The organism is Amycolatopsis sp. WAC 04169, from assembly GCF_003947535.1.
Classification (GTDB): Bacteria; Actinomycetota; Actinomycetes; order Mycobacteriales; family Pseudonocardiaceae; genus Amycolatopsis; species Amycolatopsis keratiniphila.
In genome coordinates, this window is the sequence record NZ_QHJI01000018.1 from 1 (window position 1) to 23,846 (window position 23,846).

Genomic DNA, 23,846 nt, shown 5'->3' on the forward strand with positions numbered 1-23,846 from the left:
TTCGCCGCCACCCCAGCACGAACCTGATCCCAAAACCCCACCCGCACCGACCGCGGCAACCACCGAAACACCCGCACAACCCCGCCCCTTCCCGCAGACGGTGTTGCAAGCACCCCATGACTCCGAGCCCCCTTGAGGGACCCAGAGTCCCTCAAGGAGGCCTTCACGGACTTGCGTGCTCAGAGTCGCGGCTCGGTGCGGCGCCGAGACAACGCAGTCCTCATGCAGTGCGCCCAATGTGGCATCGGAGACGCTCAGCGTCCCTAATGCCACATTGGGCGCCCTCGTCCGCCGAAACTCGATGGAGGCTTTCGCGGACTTGCCCGCCGACCCCTCACAGCCAGTCAGCATCGCTACGCAGAGTGCGGGGTGTGCGGAAATAGGGACACTCAACGTCCCTGTTTCCACACACCCCTCCCGCAACCCGCCGGTCACGCGGTGCCAGCGCCCTTCACCTCCGGCCCGCCGTGGGCTACTCTCTCGCTAGAGCGATCTATCAAATCGCAAGGGGGCGAACATGGAAGCTCTGCAAACCCGCGGTCTCACCGCGCTACGCCTGATCCTGGCCTTCACGCTGCTGACCACCACGTTGCACTACGCGCACAACGTGTTCAGGGCGGCCGACTATCCGCAGGTCGAGGGGATTTCGGTGGGGGCCGCCGCCACCTTGGTCGTCGTCGCGTATGTCCTCTTCACCGCGTTCGGCGCCGCCGGCTACCGCGACTACCTGCGCGGACGCTACTGGCGGGCGCTCGCGTTCCTCATGGTCTACTCGTTGTCCGGCCTCGCGAGCCTCGGCCATTTCCTGATCGCCGTGCCGCAGATCCCGGCCTTCTGGTTCGCCACGATCTACACCGACCTGGCCGCGGCGTTGCTGCTGTGGGCCTTCGTGACCTGGGCGGCGACAAAGCTCAACCGTGTTCCCGCGGCGGTCGGTTCCCCTATGTGACGCGAGGGCACGGTCACGTTTCCTCGACCTGCTCCGTGACCAACTTTCTACATAACATTGACGCTGATCAGTGCAATGTAGACAATCGGAAGGGTGACGCGGACCACATCGGTGACGTTCGAACGTCATCCCAGCGGCTACCGGCACTGGAAACTGACCACCGACGGCGACGTCGCGTGGCTCGAACTCGATGTCGATCCCGACGGCGGCCTCCTACCGGGTTACGAGCTCAAGCTCAACTCGTACGACCTCGGCGTGGACATCGAGCTGTACGACGCCACGCAGCGCCTGCGGTTCGAACATCCCGAGGTCCGCGTGGTCATCGTGACCAGCGCGAAGGACAACGTCTTCTGTGCCGGCGCGAACATCCGCATGCTGGCGGCGTCGTCGCACGAGTGGAAGGTGAACTTCTGCAAATTCACCAATGAGACGCGCAACGCCATGGAGGACGCCGCCGCGCATTCGGGCCAGGTCTACGTCGCGGCGGTCAACGGCACGTGTGCCGGCGGCGGCTACGAGATCGCGCTCGCCTGCGAAAAGATCCTGCTGGTCGACAACAACTCCTCGACCGTCGCGCTGCCGGAGGTGCCGCTCCTCGGCGTCCTCCCCGGCACCGGCGGGCTCACCCGGGTGGTCGACAAACGCGGTGTCCGGCGCGACCTCGCCGACGTCTTCGCCACGCGCCCCGACGGAGTGAAGGGGCGGACCGCCGTCGACTGGCGGCTCGTCGACGAACTCGTGCCGCGGCAAGGGTTCCGGGAAGCCGTGCTGGCCAGGGCGAAGGAGTTCGCGCGGACCAGCGAGCGGCTCGACGGCGAAGGTGTCGAACTGAAGCCGCTCAAGCATCGTTATGTCGACATCGTCCGCGGCGACACCGAAGCGACGATCACCGTCAAGGGCCCCGAAGACGACGACGGCTGGCTGCTCGACGTCACGCGCGAACTGGACGACGCGATCCTCCGTCTGCGCACCAACGAACCCGAACTCGGCACATGGGTGCTCCGCACCGAAGGCGATCCGGCGAAGGTCCTCGAACACGAACGCGCCGTGTTCGACGCGAAAGACTGTCTGAGCAACGAAATCGTCCACTACTTCAAGCGGACGCTGAAGCGGCTGGACGTCACCAGCCGGAGCCTGATCGCCCTCATCGAGCCGGGCAGCTGCTACGCCGGGCTACTGCTGGAACTCGCGCTCGCCGCCGACCGCCAGTACATCTTGGACGGTCCGCCGATCGACGACGAGGACAGTGAAGAACGTGCGGCGATCACGTTGTCCGAAGCCAACTTCGGCCGCTTCCCGATGGGCAACGGCTTGACCCGCCTCGAATCCCGCTTCTTCGGGGACCCGGACCACGTCACCAGGCTCGCGGAGGTGCGCGGCAAAGCGCTGACCCCGGCGGAGGTGAACGAACTCGGCCTGGTCACCGACGCCCCGGACGACCTCGACTGGGAGGACGAGATCCGGATCGCGCTGGAAGGACGGGCCTCGCTCAGCCCCGACGCGTTGACCGGGATGGAGGCCAATCACCGGTTCGTGGGTCCCGAAACAGTGGAAAGCAAGATCTTCGGCAGGCTCGCCGCCTGGCAGAACTGGATCTTCACTCGTCCGAACGCATCCGGTCCCGAGGGTGCGTTGCGTCGCTACGGTACTGGTCAGAAGGCCGTCTTCGACAGGAAGCGGGTTTGAACAGCGTATGCCCACCAAGATCGATTACGACGCCAAGATCCCCAACAACGTCGACCTCTCCGATGATCGCCGCCTGCAGCGGGCGCTGGAGGGCTGGCAGCCGAAGTTCCTGGATTGGTGGGGCGAAATGGGCCCCACCCTGCGGACGCAGGGGGTCTACCTGCGCACCGCGGTGAGTGTCGGACGGGACGGCTGGGCGCATTTCGGCCACGTCAACGTGCCCGACTACCGGTGGGGGATCTTCCTCGCGGAGCCCGACCCCGGCCGCGTCATCGGTTTCGGCGAGCACAAGGGCGAGCCCGCCTGGCAGCAGGTTCCCGGCGAGTACCGCGCCGACCTGCAGCGGCTCATCGTCATCCAGGGCGACACCGAACCCGCGTCGGTCGAGCAGCAGAAATTGCTGGGCCTCACCGCGCCGAGCCTCTACGACCTGCGGAACCTTTTCCAGGTCAATGTCGAAGAAGGCCGTCATCTGTGGGCGATGGTGTACCTGCTGCACGCTTACTTCGGGCGCGAAGGCCGCGACGAGGCGGAAGGATTGCTGCTCCGGAATTCCGGAAGTCCGGACGCCCCGCGGATCCTCGGCGCCTTCAATGAGGAGACCGCGGATTGGCTCGCGTTCTACATGTTCACCTATTTCACCGATCGCGATGGCAAATATCAGCTCGGCACCCTCAAGGAAAGCGGCTTCGACCCGCTTTCCCGCACTTGTGAATTCATGCTCAAGGAAGAGGCGCACCACATGTTCGTCGGCACCACGGGGGTCGACCGGGTGGTCACCCGCAGCGCCGAGCTGATCCGCGAGCACGACACCTTCGACATCGGCGGGCACGGCGGCATCCCGCTGGACGTGATCCAGCGTTACCTCAACTTCCACTACACCGTCTCGCTCGACCTGTTCGGCGGCGAGACGTCGACCAACGCGGCGAACTACTACACCGCCGGGCTGAAAGGCCGCTGGCAGGAGTCTCGCCGCAAGGACGACCACAAGCTCACCGACGCCGCCGGATCGCTGTCCCGGCCGAAAGCCGACGGCACCTGGGAGACCGAGGAACACGCGGCCATCCTGCTGCTGAACCTCGACCTGCGGGAGGAGTACCGCGCCGACTGCCAGACCGGGGTCAACCGCTGGAACAAGATCCTGGACGAGGCGGGCGTCGATTTCCGATTCGTCCTCCCGCACCCTGGATTCAATCGCGAAGTCGGCATAAACTCCGGCCACCATGTGACGCCCGACGGCACCGTTGTCGACGAGCGGACCTGGCTGGCCGGCAAACGCAAGTGGCTGCCCACTCCCGAAGACCTGACCTTCGTCCGATCGCTGATGCACCCGGTGTACGAGCGAGGAAAGATCGCGAGCTGGGTGGCGCCGCCACGCCAGGGCATCAATGGGAAACCGTTCGACTACGAATACGTTTACCTGAGCTGAGCGATTGAGGTGCGCCCGTGACCGCTGCTGCTACCGGGTTCAACGCGGCGAGCTACCTGCTCGACCGGCATCTGGCGGAAGGGTGGGGCGCGAAGGACGCGGTCGTTTCCCCGCGGCGAAGGCTCACGTACGCGGGGCTGGCGGCCGAAACCCGCAGGGTCGCGGCGGGGCTGAAGGCGATCGGCGTCCGCCCGGAGGAGCGGGTCCTGTTCTGCATGGCCGACGACGTCGAACTGCTCACCGGGATCCTCGGCGCGATGCTGGCCGGAGCGGTCGCGGTGCCCGTGTCCACCATGGTCACGGGGCTGGACCTGGGCAAGATGCTGGCCGATTCGCGGGCCAGGGTCCTGTGCGTCTCCGGCGAGTTCGCGTCGCAGGCGACGGTCGCGCTCGGGCTGGCGCCGGAGGTCACCGACGTCGTGCTGGACAGGGCGAAGGCGGCCGATCTGCCGTCCGGGATCCGCACGCACCAGTGGGGCGATCTGTCCACAATGGACGACGTCGGCTTCGAACCGGCGCCGACCTGGGAGGACTCGCCCGCGCTGTGGCTGTACACCTCGGGGACGACGGGCAAGCCGAAGGGTGCGATGCACCGGCACGCGGGCATCCGCGCGGTCTGTGAGACGTACGCGCGAGGCGTGCTGGACATCGGCCCGAACGATCGGTTCCTCTCCGTCCCGAAGCTGTTCTTCGCCTACGGCCTGGGGAATTCGGCGTTCTTCCCGCTCGCGGCAGGCGGGACGACGCTGCTCGAACCGGCGAGGCCGACGCCGGGACTGATCGCCGCCAGGGCCCGCGCGGAGCGGCCGACGCTGTTCTTCGCCGTGCCGACGTTCTACGCCGCGCTGCTCGCCAGCGACATCCCCGACGACACGTTCGCCTCGGTGCGCCAAGCGGTTTCGGCGGGCGAACCGCTGCCGGCCGTGCTGTACGAACGGTTTCGCGACCGGTTCGGCGTCGAGATCCTCGACGGGATCGGCTCGACCGAGGCGTTGCACATCTTCCTGTCCAACCGGCCGCGCCAGGTCCGCCCGGGCAGTACCGGGACGCCGGTGCCGGGCTACGAGATCGCGCTGCGCGACGAGCACGGCGATCCGGTGCCGGACGGTCAGCCCGGTGAGCTGTTCGTCGCCGGGCCGTCGATCGCGACCGGGTACTGGGCCCGGTACGAGACGACGAAGCAGGTCTTCCAGGGCGAATGGCTGCGGACGGGCGACAGCTTCGTGCGCAACGCCGATGGCAGTTACACCTGTCTGGGGCGCTTCAACGACATGCTGAAACCGGGCGGGATCTGGGTTTCGCCCACCGAGGTGGAGGACAGGCTGCGGCAACATCCGGCGGTCGCCGAGGTCGCGGTGGTGGCCACCTTCGACGCCGACGGCATCGAGAAACCGGTCGCCTGCGTGGTCGGCGTGCCGGGGCACCGGCTCGACCCGGACGAGCTGATCGAGTTCTGCCGGGCGGGCCTGGCGTCGTTCAAGCGGCCGAGGGGCATCGTCGAGCTGGGCGAACTGCCGAAGACGGCGACCGGGAAGATCCGGCGCAACGTCATCCGGGAACTGGTACGGGACATGTACGAGGTCCAGACCCCCGCCCCGCCGCATTTAGTCCTCTGAACGCGGTCCTTGCACACGCAAGTACCGCATCCAGAGGACGAAACGCGGGGTGTCAGCCGCCGTTGACGGTGCGCAGGGTGCGCATGGCTTCGGCGAGCGCGTGCGCGTCGTCGCCCAGCGGGGTCAGAACGATGCGACGCAGGATCTCCGCGCACGCCTCCCGGGCCTTTTCCGCGACGTCGAGGCCGTGCTCGGTGAGCGCCGCGAAGGTGACCCGGCGGTCGTCCGGGCTGGGCACGCGGCAGATCAGGTCCGCGGCGACCAGTCGGTCGGCGACCTTGGTGAACCCGCCGCTGGACAACGCCGCCTCGACGGCCAGCCGCGTCATCGGCATCCGGTGCTCGGGCGAGCGCACGAGCCGCAGCAGGATGTCGAACGACGCCGGCGCCAGGCCGAACCGTTCGGCGATCTCGCTCATCAGCTTGTTCTGCGTGGCCAGGTAGCCCTCGATCACCAGGCCCCACCACGTGACCACTTCGTCGTCTTGCGGTTCCTCGGCTGTCACGCGGGCGAGAGTACACCAATAAATCTTCCAGGAATATATCTTGCGCGCGAGAGGTTATCGGGTTAGCTTGATTCCACCGGCTCCAGAGGAGGGCACCATGTCGATCAAGACTTCGGGCCTGCACCACGTCACCGCCATCGGTGGCGACCCCCAGCGCAACGCGGACTTCTACACCCGGGCCCTCGGCCTGCGGCTGGTGAAGACCACCGTGAACTTCGACGACCCCGGCACCTACCACCTCTACTACGGCGACGCGTCCGGCAAGCCCGGCTCGCTGATGACGTTCTTCCCGTGGAAGGACGCGCCGAAGGGCCGCCACGGCACCGGCCAGGCGACCACGACGTCGTTCTCCGTGCCGGAGGCCTCGCTCGGCTGGTGGAAGCAGCACCTCGCCGCGAGCGGCATCGAAACGAGCCAGATCCGGAACTCCGACGGCGAGGAGACGCTCACCTTCGCCGACCCGGACGGCCTGAAGCTCGCGCTCGTCGCGCATCCGCAGGGCGACCCGCGCGACCCGTGGGACACGAAGCTCGTCCCCGCCGAGCACGCGATCCGCGGACTGCACTCCGTCACGCTGTCGGTGTCCAAAGAGGACGCGACCGCCGGGATGCTGACCGACGGCCTCGGCCTGTCCTTCGAACACCAGGAGAGCAACCGTCTCCGGTTCTCCGCCGGTGAGGGCGGCCCCGGCGCGCTCGTCGACGTCCTCGTGACCCCCGACGCCCCGCGCGGGCTGGTGGCCGCGGGCACCGTGCACCACGTCGCCTGGCGCGCGCCGGACGAAGAGACCCAGGCCGCCTGGCGCGACGAGCTCATCGACGACGGCGTGAACGTGACGTCCATTTTGGACCGCCAGTACTTCCGCTCGATCTACTTCCGCGAGCCGGGCGGCACCCTGCTCGAGGTCGCGACCGACGAACCCGGCTTCGCGATCGACGAGCCGCTGCTCGAACTCGGCCGCGCGCTCAAACTCCCGCCGTGGCTGGAGCCCAAGCGCGAGGACATCGAGGCCATGCTGCCGAAGCTGGACCTCCCGAGCGAGAACAACCCGCGATGAGGACGTTGGAGCACAAGTACGTCGAGGGCGCGGCCGACGAGCCGGTGCTGCTGCTCCTGCACGGCACCGGCGGCGGGCCGGACGACCTCGTGCCGCTCGCCCGGCAGCTGAGCCCGGCCTCGGCGCTGCTGGCGCCGGCCGGGCCGGTGTCGGAACACGGTGCGGCGCGGTGGTTCCGCCGGCTGGCCGAGGGCGTCTTCGACCACGAGGACGTCGTCTTCCGCGCGAACCAGCTGGCCGATTTCGTGCTCGCCTCGCGCGAGGAATACGGCCTCGGCGACCGGCGGCTCGTCGCCATCGGCTTTTCCAACGGCGCCAACATCGCCGCCGCGGTGACCCTGCTCCGCCCGGACGCCGTCCGGGAGTCCGCGCTGTTCGCGGCGATGTCGCCGCTGCCGGAGCCGCCGCGGAACGACCTGTCCGGAACGCGCGTCTTCCTGTCGAACGGCGAACAAGATCCGATGGCTCCGCTGGGTTCGGCCGAAAAGCTCGTCCGCGACCTTCGCGAACGCGGCGCGGACGTCGCCGCCCACCGGCACCCCGGAGGGCACCAGGTCACCGGCAACGGTTTGGTAGCGGCCGCGGGGTGGCTCAACGGGGAGCGCGGAGAGCAAAGCACGCGAACGTAAAATCGTCCGATGACCAACGGGGACCTCGTCCGCGCCCAGGCCCTGCTCGACAGGGTCCTCCTCGCGGACGGGCACAACGATCTGCCATGGGAACTGCGGGTGACGACCGGGCCCGATCCGGTCGAGGCCGTGGCCGGCACGGATCTCACGGTCCGTCAGCCGCATCTCCACACCGACTTCCCGAAGCTCGCCGAGGGCAGGCTCGGGATGCAGTTCTGGTCCGTCTACGTGCCCTGTCAGTTCGAGGGGCACAGCGCGGTGACGGCGGTGCTCGAACAGATCGAGATCGTGCACCAGATGGCCGAGCGCTACCCCGACCGCCTGGCCCTGGTGGACACCGCCGATCAGGCCGAGGCCGCGTTCCGCGACGGCAAGATCGCTTCGCTGCTGGGTGCCGAGGGCGGCCACAGCATCGCCGAATCCCTTGGCGTGCTGAGGATCCTGCGCCGTCTCGGCGTCCGCTACATGACACTGACGCACAACTACAACACCACCTGGGCCGACTCCGGGACCGACGAACCCGAGCACGGCGGGCTCACCGATTTCGGCCGTGACGTCGTCCGCGAGATGAACAAGATCGGCATGCTCGTCGACCTCTCGCACGTCGCGCCGAGCACCATGCGCGCCGCGCTGGAGGTCAGCTCCGCGCCGGCGATCTTCAGCCACTCGTCCTGCACCGCGGTCAACGACCATCCCCGCAACATCCCCGACGACGTCCTGGAAACCCTGGCGGCCAAGGACGGCGTCGCGATGGTGACGTTCGTGCCGGGCTTCATCTCGCCGAAGGTCGCCGAGTGGGACGACCGGCTGCGCCAGGACATGGAAGCCGCGGGCAAGGACTACCGGAACATCGACCAGCGCACGAAGTTCACCGCGGAGCGAGGCGGCCCGGAGAAGCCGAAGGCGGGCATCGACGACGTCGTCGCGCACATCGAGCACGCACGCGAAGTGGCCGGTGTCGACCACATCGGACTCGGCGGCGACTACGACGGAGTCGCGACGCTGCCCGAAGGCCTCGAAGACGTTTCGAAGTACCCGGTGCTCTTCGCCGCGCTGCTGGAACGTGGCTGGAGCGAAGAGGACTGCGCGAAACTGGCCGGGAAGAACACCTTGCGCGTGCTCCGCGCGGCGGACGAGGTCACCCGTTCGGACGCTTGAGAGCGCGATCAAGCCCGCTTCGGCGGACACTGTCCAGCATGACGCAGCCGGAGGAGGGCGCCGCCCAGGTTCCCGTCAAGCCGTCCGACACCGTGGGCGGTGCACGCCACAGCGGTAAATTCGAAGCCGGCCCGAAGCTCAAACGGACGCGGGTGAGCGGCACCTGGATCGCCGTCATCGTGGCGCTGATCGTGCTGGTGTTCCTGCTCGTGTTCATCCTGCAGAACCAGGACACGGCCACCGTGCACTTCCTGGGCATGTCCGGCAGCATGCCGCTGGCGGTCGCGATGCTGTTCTCGGTGATCGCCGGCGGCGCGCTGCTCGCGCTCGTCGGCGGCGCCCGGATCCTGCAGTTGCGCAAGCAGGCCAAGAAGTCCCGGCATCAGCTGCGCTGAAGGACCCCGCGCCGGAAGTCGCTCGGGTTGACACCCCGCACACGTTTGAACGCCGCGCTGAACCCGAACGCGTCGGAGTAGCCGACGGTGCGGGCGATATCCGAGATGGTCGCGGACTCCTCGCCGGTCAGCAGATCCGCCGCGAGCGTCATCCGCCAGCGGGTGAGATAGGTCAGCGGCGGTTCGCCGACCAGATCGGCGAACCGCTTGGCCAGCGTCGACCGCGAAACCCCGGCCCGTGCGGCCAGTGAGCCGACCGTCCACGGGGCCGCCGGTTCCGCGTGCAGCAGGCGCAGCGCGTCGCCGACCACCGGATCCCGCTGCGCGGCCCACCACGCCGGCGGATCACCGCCGGGCCGGTCGAACCACTCGCGCAGGGAACAGACCAGCATCCAGTCCAGCAGCCGGTCGAGGACCACCTGCTGACCAGGGGCGTCGACGGCGGCTTCGGTGGCGAGGTGCTCCAGTACCGGGTCGCCCGCGCCGCCGGCGTCCACCCGCAGTACGACGGGCAGCGCGTCCAGCAGCGGGTGGCCGATCTCGCCGCGCACTGGATACGCGCCGACGATCAAGGTCATCTCGCCGCCCGGGTCGTCGACCCAGCCAAGCCGGTGCCGGGTCCCGCCCTGCTCGGGCGTCGCGCAGTGCTCGCCGCACGCGAGCGGTGTAGCCGAGGTGCCGATCTTGTCGACGAAGGAGAAGGTCGCGGGCCCGCGCACGATGACCGACTCGCCCGCGCGAAGCGGCTCGGCCGGACCGTCCTCCGGCACGATCCAGCCCGCGCCGGTGAGCACGGCGCACAGGGTCAGCGGCGCGCCGTCCACGAAGTGCAGATTCCACGGCGGGGACAGCGTCGTACTGCCGAACAAGGAGCCGTGGGACCGCACGCCGCGGATCAAGTCACTGAACACGTCCACGCGGCCGAGGTTAGACGAATGGACAGGTGATCCGGCCTTTCGCCTATGGGCACGTCCGAGCCCGCCATATTGAATCGGACGCATGCTGACTCCCGACGACCTCGAATTCCTCCGCCGCCCGCTGCACGGATTCCTGACCGTGGCCGACGGCCCGGTCCGGCCGGTGTGGTTCGAGGCCACCGACGACGGCACGATCCAGCTCTTCACGCCCCGCGAGTCACCCAAGGTGCGGCGGCTGAAGAACGACCCCCGCGCGTCGATCATCGTGGCCGCGCCGGTGGGCGAACGGGAGCGCTGGGTCTCCGTCTCCGGCCGCGTCACGGTGGAGCCCGACGGGGCGCACGAGCTGGCCGCCCGGCTCGCCGAGCGCTACTGGGACCTCGAAGACCCGGCCCACGCGGGCGAGCTCGCCGGGATCCAGACCCTCGACCTCGTGCGGCTCGTCATCCGGCCGGAGAAGGTCGGCCGTTACCTGATGTGATGGCAGAGCTGAAGGTGGGCCTGAAAATGACCGAGCGTGTGAACCCGCCCGCGCCCTGCCACCGCTATCGCGGTGGCAGGGCGCCTTAACCACCTTCGAGACCTGCAAGACCAGGTCACGCCCTGCCGACGTCGATCGCGGACGCGGGTTCACCCACAGACGCTGATGTGATGATCGAAGTCATCCCGAGCAGGGCGGCGCAAACGTTTTCGTCGCCCTCGGCGGTGACCCGGGCACGATCCGCCGGGTTCCGGGTACACAGCCGCCAGAACGTGTCCGCGTCCGTCGTCACCGAGGCCAGCGGCGCCCGTGACGTCGACGCGGCGCGGTCGAGTTCCCAGCCGTCCGCGGTCCGCCGTGCCGTCCACTTCCCGCCGCCCTGACCGGTGACGGTGTACGCGACCTGCCTGCCGACACGGGCGTCGACGTCACGCAGGGTGTGCGGCAGCGCCCGCATGAAGGTGTCCACCACCGGCCCGCGGAAGTCCGGATCGTCCAGCGGCCGCGCGCCGACGGCCTCCCGGATCTGCTGCTGGTGCACCCAGAACTCGGTGTACTCGCGGGCGACGTCGAGCCACACCGGCGCGGGCTCGTCCCCGGCCCAGCTCACCGGGTCGCCGACGGCGTCGAGGTCGGCGCGGCCGAACATCTCGGCGATCTGCGAGGTGCTGTCCACCAGCATCGCGAACAGCACTTCGGGCGACAGCCGGCGGCACGCGACCACCCATTCGTCGTTGATCCGGTCGATGAAGTCCCCGAACCGCTCGCCCTCCCGGGGCGCCGTCGTCCGGTAATCGTCGCGATCGCGGGACAGCCTGCCGAGTTTGTCGCCCAGGATGTGGGCGGCGAGATCGTGCACCGTCCAGCCCGTGCACACCGTCGGCGCGGCCCATTGGTCCGCGTCGAGGCCCGTCAGTACGTCCAGCAGGGCTTGCTCCTCCCGCGCGAACAACGGGAGGACGTCGATCGGCGGGCCCCAACGCGTGAAGCTCATGGTCACCATCCAAACACCCAGGTCCATCACATTTTCGGCCATTCGGCCTACTCGCAGGTAGCATCAGCGCGAACGCGAGGGGAGTGCCCGTGAGCAACGATCGACCCGCCGGTGAAGACCTGGCCGCTTTCGCCAAACGAGCGGGACAGCTGGCGGGCTGGGCCGCGCGCACGGGCTTCGAGTTCACCCGCAAACTCCCCGGCGTCGAGATCGCCGAACAGATCGTCAAACAGGGCGAGCGGCAGCTGCTTTCGGAGCTGCGCCGCCGTCTCGACGAGGTCGACGACCCGTACCACGCCGCGCTCACCGCCGCGTCCGCGATGAACCGGCCCGACACCAACGGTTCCCGGCCGGTCGAGGCCACCATCACCCTCGTGCACACCCGCGCCCAGCTCGAACCGCTCCGCGCGGCGATGGCGGAACTGCTCAACCACTCGATCGGCTTCGGCCGCGAGCGGGCGCGCGAATACCTCTACGCGATCATCCTGCGGCAACTCACGCCGGACGAGGCCCGCATCCTTTCCGCGCTCTCCGACGGTTCGCCGTTCCCCGCCGTCGACGTCGCCGAGCGCACGAGCCTCGGCGCCGCTGGGCGGTTCGTGCTCCGCAATGCCTCCACCGTCGGCAAGGCGGCCGGGGTGTCGCTGCCGGACCAGGTGCCCGGCTACCTCACCAGGCTGATCGGGCTCGGCCTGGTCGAGCTGGACGAAGAGGTGCCCGCGCTGGAGACGCAGTACGAGATCCTGCTGACCGACGAGACCGTCCGTGAGGCGGAGAAGTCGGTGAAGCGGGCCAAGTTCGTCAAACGCACGGTCCACATTTCCCGGCTCGGCGCCCAGTTCTGGCAGGCCTGCGACCCGAGCGCCGGTTGACCCCGGCATGGGTGCGTTCCTCGACGGGATCCTCGCCGACTTCGGCAGGCACTGGCCGATCTACGTCTCCATCCCGATCGTCGCCGCCCTGATCGGCTACACCACCAAACTCGTCGCGATCCGGATGATGTTCCAGCCGGTCGAGTTCATCGGGATCAAACCCTTCCTCGGCTGGCAGGGCATCGTGCCCAAACGCGCCGCGCGGATGGCGAGCATCGCCTGCGACACGATGACCGAACAGCTGATCAAACCGGCGGAGGTCGTCGCTCGGCTCGATCCGCAGAGAATCGCCAAGGAGATCGAAAAACCGCTGCAGGCGGCCGTCGAGGACATCGTGCGCGACGTCGCCGCCCACTACCAGCCGGGGCTGTGGGAATCGCTGCCGGTCGGGATGCAGCGGCTGGTGATCCAGCGCGTCCAGGCCGAGACGCCGCGGATGGTCGCGGCCGTGCTGGAACTCATCAAGTCCGATGTGGACAGTGTGTTCGACCTCAAGGGCATGGTGGTCACCGCACTGGTCAAGGACAAACGGCTGCTGAACCGGATCTTCCAGGAAGCGGGCGACAAGGAGTTCAAGTTCATCGCCCGCTCCGGCATCTTCTTCGGCGGGCTCATCGGCGTCATCCAGATGGTGGCGTGGGTGCTCTTCAAGTTCCCGCTGATCATGCCGCTGTTCGGGCTCTTCACCGGCTGGTTCACCGACTGGCTGGCGCTGCGGATGATCTTCTATCCGATCGAGGAACGCCGGTACTTCGGCGTGCGCTGGCAGGGGCTGTTCCTGAAGCGGCGCGGGGAGGTCGCGGAGGCGTACGGAGCGCTGATCGCGAAGGAGATCATCACCCCGCACAACGTGATCGAGGCGGTGCTGCACGGCCCGCTGTCGGACCGGGTGCTCGGGCTCATCCAACGTCAGCTCGACGAACAGCTGGGGCGCCGCGTCGGCGTCGGGAAACCGCTGGTGGTGTTCGCCGTCGGCAGCAGGCGGTATCAGGACATGAAGCTGAACATCGCCGAGAAGATCATGGACAAGCTTCCCGAGACCATGCGGTACATCGAGGATTACGCGACCGACGCGATGGACATCCGGAACGTGCTGGTGACGAAGATGAAGGAGCTGTCGCCGCGCGAATTCGAGGGCCTGCTGCGGCCGGCCTTCCAGCAGGACGAATGGATCCTGATCGCGACCGGCGCGGTCCTCGGCTTCGCCGTCGGTGAGGCCCAGGTCCTCCTGCTGGAGCACTTCGCCGCCTGACCCCTTCCCGCATCCAGAGGACGAAATGCGCGGAGGGCTGCCTCTTCGGCGGTACACCGGGTCCGCCGTCCGGGCTAGAGTGCCCCCTGCACCAAAGCCTTGGGGAGGGCGCACATGGCCGACGCGGGGAGCCCGTGGCCGCAGGAGATCCGGCTGGCGATGACCATGGTGGGCGGGGCGAGTCTCGCGGTCTGGATGGGCGGGGTCGCCACCGAGACCTCGCATCTGTTGCAGGCGTCGAGAACACCGGAATCGAAGAGCCCGTACCGGGCCTTGCTCGACCTGCTCAACGCCACCGTCTCGCTCGACGTGCTCACCGGCACGAGCGCGGGCGGCATCAACGCGGCGTGCCTCGGGCTGGCCGAGGCGTTCCGGTCGAGCCCGCAGGTGCTGCGCGACACGTGGATCAGCACCGGATCGCTCGACAACCTGATCCGCGACCCCGGCGAGAAGGAGCCGCGGTCGCTGCTCGACGGCGACAAGGTGCTGCTCGGTGATCTCAAGGACGCCTTGCACCGGATCACCGACAAGGCGACGGTCAAGCCGGACTGCCCCGACATCACCGTGCTGCTCACCGGCACGATGATCGACGGCGAGACGACCCGCTTCGACGACGCGCTCGGAAACCTGGTGCGGGACACCGAACATCGCCTGCTGTTCCGCTTCGACGCTCCTTTGTGGACGGACGAGGTGGTCGGCCCGCTCGCGCTCGCGGCCCGGTCCACCGCGTCGTTCCCCGGTGCGTTCGAGCTCTCCCGGATGCCGATCGGCGAGAAGACCGGCCCACTGCATCCGGACATGACGAAGTACACCGACGTCACCCGGTCGCATTGGCTCACCGACGGCGGTGTCCTGCTCAACAAGCCGCTGCGGCCGGCGCTGCGGGAGATCTTCGAACGGCAGTCGCATTCGGACGTCCGGCGGCTGCTGCTGTACGTGGTGCCGACGGCCGAGCGGGAGGCCGAGCGGGTCGCGGTCGATCCCGAGCGCCCGCCGCTGCTGGGCAGCGCGATGAGCAAGGTCGTCGGCACCGTGCTGAGCCAGACGATCAGCGCCGAACTGGAAGACCTGACCAGGCACAACGACGCCGTCGTCCGGACGCGAGGGACCCGGGTTTCCCTTGCCGCGATGGGGGTGCGCGGCGGGCCCGACTCGCTGGTCGACCAGCGGCTGATGAACGACTACCGCGACCGCCGGGTGCAGGAGGACGCCACCGCGCTGGTCCGCGAGGCGACCCGCAGGCTCTCACTGTCCGATGTGGAGGATCAAGGCCGCCAGTGGGCATCGGGCACGGCGGCGCAGCTGCGCGCGGCCGCGGCCACCGGGCTGCGCGACGGCCTGCCCACCGAGCCGCCGAAGGACACCTGCGACCTCGCCGACCTGGTCGCCTTCCGCACCACCGCGCTCGACGATTCCGTGGCCACCGGCCTCCAGCTGGTGAACGCGGGCTTCCGGCTCGATCCGTCGCCGGCGCAGGCGGTGCAGCTCAACCGTTGCCGGGTGCTGCTGCACGAAGCGCGCCACAAGGCCGCGCGCGGGAAACGGCTTTCGGGCTGGGTCGCCGAACAGGGCCCGCCGTCGGCCGACGTCACGCTCGCCGCGTGGATCGAAGGCCTCGCCAAGGAATGGGCGGCGCTCGGCCGGTCGGACACGCTGAAGGAGGCGTGGCCGCTCGTCGTCGCCGCACTCCGGCAGGCGACGCCGATCCTTTTGCCGCTGGCACAAGCGAAACCCGACACCGAGGCCGCCGACACGGTCAGCACCCTGCTGGCCTGGACGGGGCTCACATCGGACGACAAGAGCGCCGGAGATCCCATCGTCACCTCGCGGCTGGTGCGTCTCCACATCGCGACCCGGGGACTGCTCGCGCAGCCGCCGTCGGTCGACCAGCGGGTCGATCTCGTCCAGGTGAGCGCGGATTCGCGGACGCTGATGGACATGAAACGGCGTCGTTCCTGGGACAAGCTCACCGGGATGCAGGCCGACTACTTCGGCGCGTTCTACAAGGCTTCCTGGCGCGCGAACGACTGGATGTGGGGCCGCGTCGACGGCGCGGGCTGGCTGGTGCAGTGCCTGCTCGACCCGAAACGCCTGCGGTTGCTACGGGACGTCGTCGGGCGCGAGGCGTTCCGGGAACAGGTGCGGGACACCTTCAAGGGGATCGGCTGGCGGCAGCCGGGCACGGAAGACGGCCTGTCCCAAGAGGAAGCGGACGCCCTGCGCGCGCAATTGGCCGGGGAGCTGGCTTTCCTCGGGCTCGACGGCGAGCTCGCCGATTTTGAAGGGGAAACCGCCCTGCCGATCAGCATGCCGGTGACGGCGATGGTGCTCGCCAGGGTGCGGCAGCTGGAGATCGCGCGCGAGGAACTGCCGTGTGTCGGCCTCCACTGCGGACACGACGCGAAAACGGCCAAGGGGAACGGGAAACCGTCGGAACGGTTCCGCCGGATGATCGAGAACGAGCCGGAAACCGACGAGCAGACCCAGCGCGCGTTCCAGGCGTGCCAGGTCTCCGGCGAACGGTTCGAGCACGAACGCGGGACGATGCTCCTGACGAAGACGCTGGTCAAGGCGGGTGCCGCCGGGCTCAACGCGGCCGCGGGGGCGACCCGGGTGCCCAAATCGGTGCAGCCCGCCGCGACCTTCGCCAAGGCCGCCGGGCGCAGCGCGTGGTGGATCACGCGGGGCGCGGCCACCCTGCCGTCGCCGTGGAACGTGCTCGCCGCGCTGATCACCGTGCTGGCGGGTTTCGTCCTCGGTGGACAGGGCGGCCCGGTCCTGCAGTGGGTCGGCGTGCCGGTCGCCGCGGGCGCCGTCGTGTTCCTGGTGGTCAGCCTGATGACGTTGCGCAAGACGTGGCGGATGGTGCTCACGGTGCTCGGTGTGCTGGTGGTGGCGGCCCTGCTGTTCGCCGCGTTCCTGCCACCGGTGCGTGACCCGCTCTTCGGCTGGCTCGGCGGTGTCGTCGCGGGCTGGCGGCGGGGCGAGGCGCCGGTGTGGTGGCTGGTCGTCTGCCTGCTGCTCGTCCTGCCCGCCATCTGGACGCCGATCGGTTCGCTCGCGGGTCGCAAGCGACGTCGTGAATAGCGGAATCGGGTGCCGAATCGCGCCCTGACCGTGCGACGAAGTGGTAACGGTTGGTATCGTCACGTGCAGTGAGACCGCACCGAGGCGGCCTTACCCACAAGTGCTGCGTTTCAAACGTTACAGTTACCTTTGTCACGTGTGTTTCGAGGTTGTTGCAGGTAGCCGCGTTGCCGCCGCCGCGCGGATCTGACCGCGCCCGAATCCTCCGGTACGTTTCTTGGACATGTCCGGAAAGCACTTGATCGAAACTCCGACCAAGGCAGACGGTGCCGCGCTCTGGAGAATCGCCCGCGATTCGAAGAAGCTCGATCTCAACACGCCTTACGCCTATTTGCTGTGGTGTCACGATTTCGCCGACACCTCGGTCGTCGCGAAAGTCGACGGCGTACCGGTCGGCTTCGTGATCGGATACCGCAAGCAGGACACCGGCTTCGTGTGGCAGGTCGCGGTCGACGCGTCCCAGCGCGGAAAAGGCCTGGCCGGAGCCCTGCTCGACGAGCTGTTCAGCCGTCTGACCGCCCAGGGCGTGCGGTACCTCGAAACCACGATCACGCCGGACAACGAGGCTTCGATCCGGTTGTTCGCCTCGTTCGCCAAGCGGTGGGACGCCACCGTGGAACGCCAGGATCTGTTCTCCGCGACGGATTTCCCGGCCGAGGAAGGAACGCATGAGCAGGAGGACCTGTACCGAATCGGTCCGCTCAGCAGTCAATAGAACGTAAATCCGGGGATCTCAGGGAGAAAGAAAACGTGATGAGCATTTTCGAGGAACTCGAATCCGAAGTACGCAGTTACAGCCGTGGTTGGCCCGTGGTGTTCGACCGGGCCCAGGGGAGCTACCTGTACGACGAAGACGGCAAGGCCTATCTCGACTTCTTCGCGGGGGCCGGCGCGCTTAACTACGGGCATAACAACCCGGCGCTGAAGCGGGCGCTGATCGACTACATCGCCCGTGACGGCGTGACGCACGCGCTCGACATGTTCACCGTGGCGAAGCGGGACTTCCTCCAGACGTTCCAGGAGAAGATCCTCCAGCCGCGCGATCTCGACTACAAGGTCGTGTTCCCCGGCCCCGGTGGCGCGAACGCCGTCGAGGCCGCGCTGAAGCTCGCCCGCAAGGTGACCGGCAAGGAATCGGTCATCAACTTCACCAACGCCTTCCACGGGATGACGCTGGGCGCCCTCTCGGTGACCGGCAACTCGATGAAGCGCGGCGGCGCGGGTGTCCCGCTGGTGCACGCCACCCCGATGCCGTACGACAACTACTTCGACGGCTCCATCCCGGACTTCCTCTACTTCGAGAAGCTGCTCGAAGACTCCGGCAGCGGCCTGAACGAGCCCGCCGCCGTGATCGTCGAAGGCGTGCAGGGCGAAGGCGGCATCAACGCCGCCCGTATCGAGTGGCTCAAGGCGCTGGACGACCTGTGCAAGAAGCACGGCATCCTGCTGATCCTCGACGACGTCCAGATGGGCTGCGGCCGCACCGGCCCGTTCTTCAGCTTCGAGGACGCGGGCATCAAACCCGACATCGTCTGCCTCTCGAAGTCCATCGGCGGCTACGGCATCCCGATGGCGCTGACGCTGATCCGCCCGGACCTCGACGTCTGGGAGCCGGGTGAGCACAACGGCACCTTCCGCGGCATCAGCCCGGCGTTCGTCACCGCGACCGAGGCGCTCCGCGTCTACTGGAGCGACGACGAGCTGGAGAAGTCGACGAAGGCCAAGGGCGAGCGCATCGCCGCCGCCTTCCAGGGCATCGTCGAGGCGTACCCGGACGCGAACCTGTTCGCCAAGGGCCGCGGCCTCGCCCGGGGCATCGAGTTCGCCAACGGCGACCTCGCGGGCAAGGTCTGCGCCGCCGCGTTCGAGCGCGGGCTGCTGATGGAGACCTCCGGCCCCGACGGCGAGGTCATGAAGGTCCTGCCGCCGCTCACCCTGACGGACGACGAGCTCACGAAGGGCCTGTCGATCATCGACGAGGCCGTCGCCGCCGTCCTCAACTGACCCGAACCGACCGCCCTCAATCAGGAACGAGAAGGAGTTTTCCGTTGCTTGTCAGAACCCTCGACGAGGTCACCGACACCGACGCCGACATCAAGACCCCGAACTGGCGCAGCAAGCGCATCGTGCTGGCCAAGGAAGGCGTCGGATTCTCGGTGCACGAGACCACGCTGTACGCCGGGACGGTCAACGACTTCTGGTACGCGAACCACATCGAAGCGGTGTTCATCACCTCCGGTGAAGGCGAGCTCGAAAACACCGCGACCGGTGAGGTCTTCCAGCTGAAGCCGGGCACGTTGTACCTGCTCAACGACCACGACAAGCACCAGGTCCGGCCCAAGACCGAGATCAAGTGCGTCTGCGTGTTCAACCCGCCCATCACCGGCCGTGAGGTCCACGACGAAAACGGCGTGTACCCGCTCGTCACCGAACCCTAGAAATCGCTCGAGGAGGCGACTGCATTGACGCTGACCGACACCCGAGTCGACGACAGTTACCCGACCCGCATCACGGGTAAGCCCGAACACCTGCCCAGGACGCACCCCACCGTCTGGGGCACCGAGGCCGACGGTCCCCTGGACGCGGCCACGCTCGCCAACCACGAAGCGCGTGGTTACACCGTCGTCGACCAGTTGCTGTCGCCGGGCGAGGTCCAGACCTACTGGCAAGAACTCGTCAGGATGTCGTCGGGGGACCACCGCGACGACGAGCGCGTCATCACCGAGGCCAAGACCGGTGAGGTCCGCTCCATCTTCGACGTCCACGAGACCAGCGAGCTGATCGCGGAACTCGTCCGCGACCCGCGCGTGCTCGACCGGGCCCGGCAGATCCTCGGCTCCGAGGTCTACATCCACCAGAGCCGCGTGAACTACATGCCCGGCTTCAAGGGCACCGGGTTCTACTGGCACTCGGACTTCGAGACCTGGCACGCCGAGGACGGCATGCCCGTGCCCCGCGCGGTCAGCTGCTCCATCGCGCTCACCGACAACTACCCGTTCAACGGCGGGCTGATGGTGATGCCGGGTTCGCAGCGGACCTTCGTGCAGTGCGCCGGGGAAACCCCGGAAGACAACTACAAGAGTTCGCTGAAAGAGCAGCGGGTCGGCGTCCCGGGCGAGGAGGACATCACCGCGCTCGCCGCCGAATACGGGATCGACCAGTTCACCGGGCAGGCCGGTTCCGCGCTCTGGTTCGACTCGAACGTGATGCACGGTTCTTCCAACAACATCACGCCGTACCCGAGGTCGAACATCTTCGTCGTGTTCAACAGCGTCGAGAACGCGTTGCAGAAGCCGTACGCCGCGATCGAACCGCGTCCCGCCTTCATCGCCGGCCGCGACTCGACGCCGCTGACGCGCTGACCCGATTTGCGAAACCGCAGGTCGCGAAGGCCATGACGGGGCGCTTGTAGCCGTTGGTGTGCGCCCTGTTACGTTGTCGCCACGTGAGCGGGCCAGTGGGCTCGCTCACGTAGGTGTTGTCGACGACCGAACGGGTTCTTCGCTCGGGGTGAGCCCACCCGGACGGACGTGGACGCCGATGTCCGATGTGGGTCGCGCCCCCAGGCGGCCCAAGTCGGACATCCCCCGGCTCCGTGCCATCAGATCGGGACTGATGGCACGGAGCCTTTTTATGTCTCCGTGGGCCCAGGCTCGTTCCGTGAAGGCCTCCTTGAGGGACCCAGAGTCCCTCAAGGAGGCCTTCACGGACTTGCGGCTAGCCATGCCCCGCGCAGAGGTCCACAGTGGACAGAAATCTGGGGCTTTTGTCCGTATCGAGCATCCGTGAAGGCCTCCTTCCCTACCCTCGAAGTAGGGAAGGAGGCCTTCACGACCTGCCGCGTTCTGGTTGGCGGGCCCTTCGCGCGGTAGGTTGGCTACTCCGGTAAGGGGAGAGATCGGAGGGAGGGGGGCTTGTCATGGCCGAAAGCGGTTCCCCTGCCCGCTTCCAACTCCTCGGTCCCGTGCGTCTCCTCGACGGCGACCGGCCGGTCCCCGTCGGCGGACCCGGCGTCCGGGGCCTGCTCGCGCTGCTGGCGCTGAAGGTCAACAAGGTCGTCGCGCTCGACGAGATCATCGACGCGCTCTGGGGCCACGATCCGCCCGCCACCGCCCGCACGATCGTCCACGGCAACGTTTCGCATCTGCGCCGCGTGCTCCGCGACATCCAGGGCGATCACCCGCGCGGCGCCCGGATCCTCACCGCGCCGCCGGGCTACCAGCTCACGGTCGAGCCCGACCGGATCGACGTCCACCGTGCCCGGTCCCTGCTGGAGCGGGCTTCGACGGAGGAGCCGGACAAGGCGTCCGAGCTGCTCGCGGAGGCCCTCTCGCTCTGGCAGGGGCCCGCGCTGGCCGGTGTGCCGGGTTCGGTCCGCGCCCCCGAACTGGAGGATCTGCGGCTCGCCGTCCACGGTGCCAGGGTCGACGCGGATCTCGAACTCGGCAGGCACGCGGAACTGATCGTCGAGCTCAGCCCGCTGGTCCGGGCCGCCCCGCTCGCCGAGCGCACGGCCGGTCAGCTGATGCGCGCGCTGTACCACGCCGGGCGCCGCGGAGACGCGCTCGAGCTCTACCGCACGGTGTCCCGGGCGACCCTGCGCACGCTCGGCGTCGAACCCGGCGCCGACCTGCGCTGGCTGCACGAACGCGTCCTCAACGACGATCTGCCGGTCAAGGTCGTCGCGGAACCGAAGTCCGAGACGGCGCCCGTCCAGCAGCTGCCGCCCGCGGTGCCGAACCTCGCCGGCCGCGAGGCGGATCTGGCCTGGCTCGACGAGCTCGCCGAGCGGGCCGAAGCGGGCGAGACCGCGGTCGGCGTGGTCACCGGCACCGCCGGGATCGGCAAGAGCAGCCTCGTGGTGTGGTGGGCGCATCGGGCGGCCCGCCGCTTCCCCGACGGGATCCTTTTCGCCGCGCTGCGCGGTTTCGACCCGCAGCATCCGCCGTTGGAACCCGCGGAACTGCTCACCCAGTTCCTGCTCGGGCTCGGCGTCCCGGCCGAGGGCGTCCCGGAACAGGTCCACGAACGCGTCGCCCTCTACCGGTCGATGATCGCCGGCCGCCGGATGCTGGTGATCCTCGACAACGCCCGCTCCGCCGAGCAGGTCCGGCCGTTGCTGCCGCCCGGTTCGCGGTCGATGGCCTTGGTGACCAGCCGTTCCCGTCTCGACGGGCTCGCCGTGTCCAATGCCGCCAAACTCCGGGTGCTCGGCACGCTCGCGCCCGGTGACGCCGTCCGGCTGATCGAGGAGCTCGCCGGGCCCGCCGGTTACGACCTCAACCACGCGCTCGCCCGGCTGTGCGGTTATCTCCCGCTGGCGCTGCGGATCGCGGGGGCCCGGCTCGCCGCCAGCGCGCAGTGGTCGGCGCAGGATCTGGTCGACGAGCTCGGCAACGAGCGCACCAGGCTGGCCGCGCTCGACGTCGAAGGGCCGGACGACGGGGTCCGCGCGGCGTTCGACGTCTCGTTCCGCGGCCTGCCGTCCGAGGTCGCGGACACCTTCCTGCGGCTCGGCGTCGTCCAGTGCGTTTCGGCCGGTTCGCATCTGACGGCCGCGATCGGCGGGATCACCGTCGCCGAGGCGCGGCGGCATCTGCGGGTGCTCGCCGCGCACAACCTGCTCGCCGAAACCGGCCGCGATGCCTTCGTCCCGCACGATCTGGTCCGGCTGTTCCTTCGCGAACTGGCCGAGAACGAGCTCGACGAGGCCGACCGGGAAGCCGTGCTGTCGCGTTCCGTGCGGTTCTATCAGGCCGTCGGCGACCGGGCCCGGCGCAAGATGCTCCGGATCGTCGACCCCCTCGATTTCACCGGCGTGCTGACCGACGCGCAGACGCCGCCGATCGGTTCCTTCGACGACGCGCAGGACTGGTTCACCTCGGAATGGGAGAACCTGCTCGAAGTCCTGGAAGCCGCCCGCGCCGCCGGACGGCACGACGACGTCTGGCGGCTGGCGAGGGTCGCGCACACCTATCGCGCGGTGTACCCGCTGCTGGACGAATGGACGCGGCTGGTCGAGATCGGGCTGGAGGCCGCCGAACGGTCCGGCGACGTCCTCGGCCGGTGCTGGATGCTGATCTCCCGGTGCGCCATCGCGCTCACCTTCGAGTTGCCGCAGGGCTGCCTCGCCGACGCCGAACGCGCGCTGGAACTCGCGAGCGCGATCGGCGACAGCAGGCTGATGATCTCGGCGAACATCCATCTCGGCTCCGCGCTGACCCTGCTCGGCCGGTACGACGAGGCGATCAGGACGTTGCGGCAGGCGGTCGAGGAGACCGAGCGGACCGGCGACCTCGAACTGCGCGGGCAGGCGCTCAACAACTGCGCCGAGGCCGAGAAGCGCGCCGGGCGGTTCATCGAGGCGATCGGGCATCAGGTCGCCTCGCTGGAAATCGACCGCACTCTCGGCGACGACAGCTACGTCGTCGTCTCGCTGAACAATCTCGCCGAACTGAGCATGCGGATCGGCGAACTCGCCGCGGCCGAACGATACGTCTGGGAGGCCGTGGACCTGACGATCAGCAGGCGGTTCGTCCTCCAGGAGGGCGTCCTGCGGCTGACCTTGGGCCGGGTGCTGCGGGCCGGGTCGGATGTGGACGGTGCCCGCGAGCAATTCGCGCTCGCGCTGAAGATCCTCGCGGACGCCAATCCGAAACTCGCGGGATTGGTCCGTGCGGAACTCACGGACCTCGGCGAAAGTCCGTGAGTGATCCTTAGCGGATTCTTAGTGGCCTCGCCGCTCACGCGCGTAGGGTCCGGTTCAGCGTCGATCGAGCCCTAGGGGAGGGGCATGCGGTAGGGATCGGCGCTCGGGCG

At 68.4% G+C, this 23,846-nt stretch carries 20 protein-coding genes; 17 read left to right on the forward strand and 3 right to left on the reverse strand.

The genetic code is table 11. The annotated features are described in order from the left end of the window. The first annotated feature begins 517 nt into the window (after positions 1-517). From DMC61_RS38850 to DMC61_RS38865, 4 genes are all read left to right on the forward strand, one after another. A complete protein-coding gene (locus tag DMC61_RS38850; protein ID WP_125695463.1) occupies positions 518-949 on the forward strand; it encodes a hypothetical protein in 432 nt (143 codons plus the stop codon). 93 nt (positions 950-1,042) lie between these two features. Further along, positions 1,043-2,635, forward strand: coding sequence for a 2,3-epoxybenzoyl-CoA dihydrolase (boxC, locus tag DMC61_RS38855; protein ID WP_125695464.1), 1,593 nt, complete (start codon positions 1,043-1,045; stop codon positions 2,633-2,635). Between the two features lie 7 nt (positions 2,636-2,642). Next, entirely contained in the window at positions 2,643-4,064 is a 1,422-nt protein-coding gene (gene boxB, locus DMC61_RS38860; RefSeq protein ID WP_125695465.1) for a benzoyl-CoA 2,3-epoxidase subunit BoxB, read from the forward strand. 17 nt (positions 4,065-4,081) lie between these two features. Next, positions 4,082-5,680 (forward strand): benzoate-CoA ligase family protein, encoded by a 1,599-nt coding sequence (locus DMC61_RS38865; RefSeq protein WP_125695466.1) that lies wholly within the window; start codon positions 4,082-4,084, stop codon positions 5,678-5,680. A 52-nt stretch (positions 5,681-5,732) separates the two neighbouring features. Here DMC61_RS38865 and DMC61_RS38870 read toward each other — a convergent pair whose 3' ends face one another. Next, the gene (locus tag DMC61_RS38870; RefSeq protein WP_125695467.1) at positions 5,733-6,185 is read right to left on the reverse strand and encodes a MarR family winged helix-turn-helix transcriptional regulator; all 453 of its coding nucleotides are present in this window, start codon (positions 6,183-6,185) and stop codon (positions 5,733-5,735) included. Positions 6,186-6,282: 97 nt separating this feature from the next. Here DMC61_RS38870 and DMC61_RS38875 point away from each other — a divergent pair, with 97 nt between their 5' ends. The 4 genes from DMC61_RS38875 to DMC61_RS38890 are packed head-to-tail and all read left to right on the forward strand — an operon-like array spanning position 6,283 to position 9,424. Then, positions 6,283-7,242 (forward strand): ring-cleaving dioxygenase, encoded by a 960-nt coding sequence (locus DMC61_RS38875; RefSeq protein WP_125695468.1) that lies wholly within the window; start codon positions 6,283-6,285, stop codon positions 7,240-7,242. Next, positions 7,239-7,871, forward strand: coding sequence for an alpha/beta hydrolase (locus DMC61_RS38880; RefSeq protein WP_125695469.1), 633 nt, complete (start codon positions 7,239-7,241; stop codon positions 7,869-7,871). The genes DMC61_RS38875 and DMC61_RS38880 overlap by 4 nt, the downstream gene beginning before the upstream one ends. A 9-nt stretch (positions 7,872-7,880) precedes the next feature. Continuing rightward, positions 7,881-9,029, forward strand: a complete 1,149-nt coding sequence (locus DMC61_RS38885; protein WP_125695470.1) for a dipeptidase — start codon at positions 7,881-7,883, stop codon at positions 9,027-9,029. A gap of 38 nt (positions 9,030-9,067) precedes the next feature. After that, the gene (locus DMC61_RS38890) at positions 9,068-9,424 is read left to right on the forward strand and encodes a lipopolysaccharide assembly LapA domain-containing protein (protein ID WP_125695471.1); all 357 of its coding nucleotides are present in this window, start codon (positions 9,068-9,070) and stop codon (positions 9,422-9,424) included. On the opposite strand, the gene DMC61_RS38895 is transcribed toward DMC61_RS38890, so the two are convergent. Beyond that, the gene (locus DMC61_RS38895; RefSeq protein WP_125695472.1) at positions 9,412-10,341 is read right to left on the reverse strand and encodes an AraC family transcriptional regulator; all 930 of its coding nucleotides are present in this window, start codon (positions 10,339-10,341) and stop codon (positions 9,412-9,414) included. The genes DMC61_RS38890 and DMC61_RS38895 overlap by 13 nt on opposite strands. Positions 10,342-10,423: 82 nt before the next feature. Between DMC61_RS38895 and DMC61_RS38900 the strand changes: the two genes are divergently transcribed. After that, positions 10,424-10,822, forward strand: coding sequence for a pyridoxamine 5'-phosphate oxidase family protein (locus DMC61_RS38900; protein WP_125695473.1), 399 nt, complete (start codon positions 10,424-10,426; stop codon positions 10,820-10,822). A 115-nt stretch (positions 10,823-10,937) separates the two neighbouring features. Here the strand turns inward: DMC61_RS38900 and DMC61_RS38905 are convergent, their stop codons facing one another. Then, on the reverse strand, positions 10,938-11,825 hold the full coding sequence (locus tag DMC61_RS38905) for a maleylpyruvate isomerase family mycothiol-dependent enzyme (protein WP_233595098.1): 888 nt from the start codon (positions 11,823-11,825) through the stop codon (positions 10,938-10,940). Positions 11,826-11,905: 80 nt separating this feature from the next. Between DMC61_RS38905 and DMC61_RS38910 the strand changes: the two genes are divergently transcribed. The 8 genes from DMC61_RS38910 to DMC61_RS38945 all read left to right on the forward strand — a co-directional run bounded on the left by DMC61_RS38910 (position 11,906) and on the right by DMC61_RS38945 (position 23,736). Beyond that, entirely contained in the window at positions 11,906-12,688 is a 783-nt protein-coding gene (locus tag DMC61_RS38910; protein ID WP_016337650.1) for an Abi-alpha family protein, read from the forward strand. Between the two features lie 7 nt (positions 12,689-12,695). Continuing rightward, entirely contained in the window at positions 12,696-13,940 is a 1,245-nt protein-coding gene (locus DMC61_RS38915) for a DUF445 domain-containing protein (RefSeq protein WP_125695474.1), read from the forward strand. Positions 13,941-14,054: 114 nt separating this feature from the next. After that, a complete protein-coding gene (locus DMC61_RS38920; RefSeq protein ID WP_125695475.1) occupies positions 14,055-17,027 on the forward strand; it encodes a patatin-like protein in 2,973 nt (990 codons plus the stop codon). Between the two features lie 223 nt (positions 17,028-17,250). Next, positions 17,251-17,742, forward strand: a complete 492-nt coding sequence (ectA, locus tag DMC61_RS38925; protein ID WP_125695476.1) for a diaminobutyrate acetyltransferase — start codon at positions 17,251-17,253, stop codon at positions 17,740-17,742. A gap of 38 nt (positions 17,743-17,780) precedes the next feature. Then, positions 17,781-19,031, forward strand: coding sequence for a diaminobutyrate--2-oxoglutarate transaminase (ectB, locus tag DMC61_RS38930; protein WP_043848424.1), 1,251 nt, complete (start codon positions 17,781-17,783; stop codon positions 19,029-19,031). A 44-nt stretch (positions 19,032-19,075) separates the two neighbouring features. Further along, positions 19,076-19,465 carry an ectoine synthase gene (locus DMC61_RS38935; RefSeq protein WP_007033454.1) on the forward strand — a complete coding sequence of 130 codons (390 nt, stop codon included), beginning with the start codon at positions 19,076-19,078 and terminating at the stop codon, positions 19,463-19,465. Between the two features lie 24 nt (positions 19,466-19,489). Next, positions 19,490-20,389, forward strand: coding sequence for an ectoine hydroxylase (gene thpD, locus DMC61_RS38940; RefSeq protein ID WP_125695477.1), 900 nt, complete (start codon positions 19,490-19,492; stop codon positions 20,387-20,389). Between the two features lie 557 nt (positions 20,390-20,946). Further along, positions 20,947-23,736, forward strand: coding sequence for a BTAD domain-containing putative transcriptional regulator (locus DMC61_RS38945; RefSeq protein ID WP_125695478.1), 2,790 nt, complete (start codon positions 20,947-20,949; stop codon positions 23,734-23,736). Positions 23,737-23,846: the final 110 nt, after the last annotated feature.

Excerpts from the sequence above, each read along its gene's own strand:
- DMC61_RS38850 (WP_125695463.1), top strand. The coding sequence starts at position 518 with ATGGAAGCTCTGCAAACCCGCGGTCTCACCGCGCTACGCCTGATCCTG.
- boxB (WP_125695465.1), top strand. The coding sequence starts at position 2,643 with ATGCCCACCAAGATCGATTACGACGCCAAGATCCCCAACAACGTCGAC.
- DMC61_RS38875 (WP_125695468.1), top strand. The coding sequence starts at position 6,283 with ATGTCGATCAAGACTTCGGGCCTGCACCACGTCACCGCCATCGGTGGC.
- DMC61_RS38880 (WP_125695469.1), top strand. The coding sequence starts at position 7,239 with ATGAGGACGTTGGAGCACAAGTACGTCGAGGGCGCGGCCGACGAGCCG.
- DMC61_RS38885 (WP_125695470.1), top strand. The coding sequence starts at position 7,881 with ATGACCAACGGGGACCTCGTCCGCGCCCAGGCCCTGCTCGACAGGGTC.
- DMC61_RS38890 (WP_125695471.1), top strand. The coding sequence starts at position 9,068 with ATGACGCAGCCGGAGGAGGGCGCCGCCCAGGTTCCCGTCAAGCCGTCC.
- DMC61_RS38900 (WP_125695473.1), top strand. The coding sequence starts at position 10,424 with ATGCTGACTCCCGACGACCTCGAATTCCTCCGCCGCCCGCTGCACGGA.
- DMC61_RS38905 (WP_233595098.1), bottom strand. The coding sequence starts at position 11,825 with ATGGTGACCATGAGCTTCACGCGTTGGGGCCCGCCGATCGACGTCCTC.
- DMC61_RS38915 (WP_125695474.1), top strand. The coding sequence starts at position 12,696 with ATGGGTGCGTTCCTCGACGGGATCCTCGCCGACTTCGGCAGGCACTGG.
- DMC61_RS38920 (WP_125695475.1), top strand. The coding sequence starts at position 14,055 with ATGGCCGACGCGGGGAGCCCGTGGCCGCAGGAGATCCGGCTGGCGATG.
- ectA (WP_125695476.1), top strand. The coding sequence starts at position 17,251 with ATGTCCGGAAAGCACTTGATCGAAACTCCGACCAAGGCAGACGGTGCC.
- ectB (WP_043848424.1), top strand. The coding sequence starts at position 17,781 with ATGAGCATTTTCGAGGAACTCGAATCCGAAGTACGCAGTTACAGCCGT.
- DMC61_RS38945 (WP_125695478.1), top strand. The coding sequence starts at position 20,947 with ATGGCCGAAAGCGGTTCCCCTGCCCGCTTCCAACTCCTCGGTCCCGTG.